Annotated in this window: 1 rRNA gene; it reads left to right on the forward strand. The window is 52.7% G+C overall.

Annotated features, from left to right (window positions below):
* Window positions 1-137 precede the first annotated feature (137 nt).
* Window positions 138-3,016: ribosomal RNA gene (locus D7S86_RS28850) — 23S ribosomal RNA — on the forward strand.
* The last annotated feature ends 33 nt before the right edge of the window (window positions 3,017-3,049 follow it).

Consider the following 3,049-nt stretch of genomic DNA (forward strand, 5'->3'; position numbering starts at 1 on the left):
GTGGAAGATAGATGGGTTGTGATTGTATCAATGTATTTAAGTGATCTTAAAGTCACTTGGAATACGGCAAACGCGAAAACTCAATTCTTATAACGTGGTCTGAGCGTAGTTCATGCGAGCAGACATACGCGTTATAGGGTCAAGCGAACAAGTGCATGTGGTGGATGCCTTGGCGATCACAGGCGATGAAGGACGCGGTAGCCTGCGAAAAGTTGTGGGGAGCTGGCAAACGAGCTTTGATCCACAAATGTCCGAATGGGGAAACCTGGCCCTTTTGGGTCATCCATAGCTGAATACATAGGCTATGTGAAGCGAACGCGGTGAACTGAAACATCTAAGTAGCCGCAGGAAAAGAAATCAACCGAGATTCCCAAAGTAGTGGCGAGCGAAATGGGAAGAGCCTGTACTCTTTATCTGTGCTGTTAGCTGAACGCTCTGGAAAGTGCGGCCAAAGTGGGTGATAGCCCCGTAGGCGAAAACAGTGTGGAAGAACTAGGTGTACGACAAGTAGGGCGGGACACGTGAAATCCTGTCTGAAGATGGGGGGACCATCCTCCAAGGCTAAATACTCGTGATCGACCGATAGTGAACCAGTACCGTGAGGGAAAGGCGAAAAGAACCCCGGGAGGGGAGTGAAATAGATCCTGAAACCGCATGCATACAAACAGTCGGAGCCTGGAAACGGGTGACGGCGTACCTTTTGTATAATGGGTCAGCGACTTACGTTCTGTAGCGAGCTTAACCGAATAGGGAAGGCGTAGCGAAAGCGAGTCCGAATAGGGCGCATAGTTGCAGGGCGTAGACCCGAAACCGGATGATCTATCCATGGCCAGGATGAAGGTGCGGTAACACGTACTGGAGGTCCGAACCCACTAATGTTGAAAAATTAGGGGATGAGCTGTGGATAGGGGTGAAAGGCTAAACAAATCCGGAAATAGCTGGTTCTCTCCGAAAACTATTTAGGTAGTGCCTCGTGTATCACCTTCGGGGGTAGAGCACTGTCATGGTTGAAGGGTCCATTGCGGATTACTTCGCCATAGCAAACTCCGAATACCGAAGAGTGCAATCACGGGAGACAGACGCCGGGTGCTAACGTCCGACGTCAAGAGGGAAACAACCCAGACCGCCAGCTAAGGTCCCCAAGATTGGCTAAGTGGGAAACGAAGTGGGAAGGCTAAAACAGTCAGGAGGTTGGCTTAGAAGCAGCCACCCTTTAAAGAAAGCGTAATAGCTCACTGATCGAGTCGTCCTGCGCGGAAGATGTAACGGGGCTAAGCCAGTCACCGAAGCTGCGGATGCGTGCTTGCACGCATGGTAGGAGAGCGTTCCGTAAGCCTGCGAAGGTGCGTTGTAAAGCGTGCTGGAGGTATCGGAAGTGCGAATGCTGACATGAGTAGCGATAAAGGGGGTGAAAGGCCCCCTCGCCGTAAGCCCAAGGTTTCCTACGCAACGTTCATCGGCGTAGGGTGAGTCGGCCCCTAAGGCGAGGCAGAGATGCGTAGCTGATGGGAAGCAGGTTAATATTCCTGCACCGTCGTTAGATGCGATGGGGGGACGGATCGCGGAAGGTTGTCCGGGTGTTGGAAGTCCCGGTCGCTGCATTGGAGAAGGCACTCAGGCAAATCCGGGTGCGTAATTCAAGGGTGTGGCGCGAGTCCTTTAGGGGACGAAGCAATTGGAAGTGGTTCCAAGAAAAGCCTCTAAGCTTCAGTCTAACGAGACCGTACCGCAAACCGACACAGGTGGGCGAGATGAGTATTCTAAGGCGCTTGAGAGAACTCGGGAGAAGGAACTCGGCAAATTGGTACCGTAACTTCGGGATAAGGTACGCCCTTGTAGCTTGACTGGCCTGCGCCAGGAGGGTGAGAGGGTTGCAATAAACTGGTGGCTGCGACTGTTTAATAAAAACACAGCACTCTGCAAACACGAAAGTGGACGTATAGGGTGTGACGCCTGCCCGGTGCCGGAAGATTAAATGATGGGGTGCAAGCTCTTGATTGAAGTCCCGGTAAACGGCGGCCGTAACTATAACGGTCCTAAGGTAGCGAAATTCCTTGTCGGGTAAGTTCCGACCTGCACGAATGGCGTAACGATGGCCACACTGTCTCCTCCCGAGACTCAGCGAAGTTGAAGTGTTTGTGATGATGCAATCTACCCGCGGCTAGACGGAAAGACCCCATGAACCTTTACTGTAGCTTTGCATTGGACTGTGAACCGATCTGTGTAGGATAGGTGGGAGGCTATGAAACCGGAACGCTAGTTTCGGTGGAGCCGTCCTTGAAATACCACCCTGGTTTGTTTGCGGTTCTAACCTTGGCCCGTGATCCGGGTCGGGGACAGTGCATGGTAGGCAGTTTGACTGGGGCGGTCTCCTCCCAAAGCGTAACGGAGGAGTACGAAGGTACGCTAGGTACGGTCGGAAATCGTGCTGATAGTGCAATGGCATAAGCGTGCTTAACTGCGAGACCGACAAGTCGAGCAGGTGCGAAAGCAGGTCATAGTGATCCGGTGGTTCTGTATGGAAGGGCCATCGCTCAACGGATAAAAGGTACTCTGGGGATAACAGGCTGATACCGCCCAAGAGTTCATATCGACGGCGGTGTTTGGCACCTCGATGTCGGCTCATCTCATCCTGGGGCTGTAGCCGGTCCCAAGGGTATGGCTGTTCGCCATTTAAAGAGGTACGTGAGCTGGGTTTAAAACGTCGTGAGACAGTTTGGTCCCTATCTGCCGTGGGCGTTGGATATTTGAAGGGGGCTGCTCCTAGTACGAGAGGACCGGAGTGGACGAACCTCTGGTGTACCGGTTGTCACGCCAGTGGCATCGCCGGGTAGCTATGTTCGGAAGAGATAACCGCTGAAAGCATCTAAGCGGGAAACTCGCCTTAAGATGAGATATCCCTGGGGCTTCGAGCCCCTTGAAGGGTCGTTCAAGACCAGGACGTTGATAGGTCAGGTGTGGAAGCGCAGTAATGCGTTAAGCTAACTGATACTAATTGCCCGTAAGGCTTGATCCTATAACACGTGTGTTTGCCTTCCACGTGCGTGAG

Origin of the sequence: Pararobbsia silviterrae, from assembly GCF_003628125.1 — a bacterium.
Lineage (GTDB): Bacteria > Pseudomonadota > Gammaproteobacteria > Burkholderiales > Burkholderiaceae > Pararobbsia > Pararobbsia silviterrae.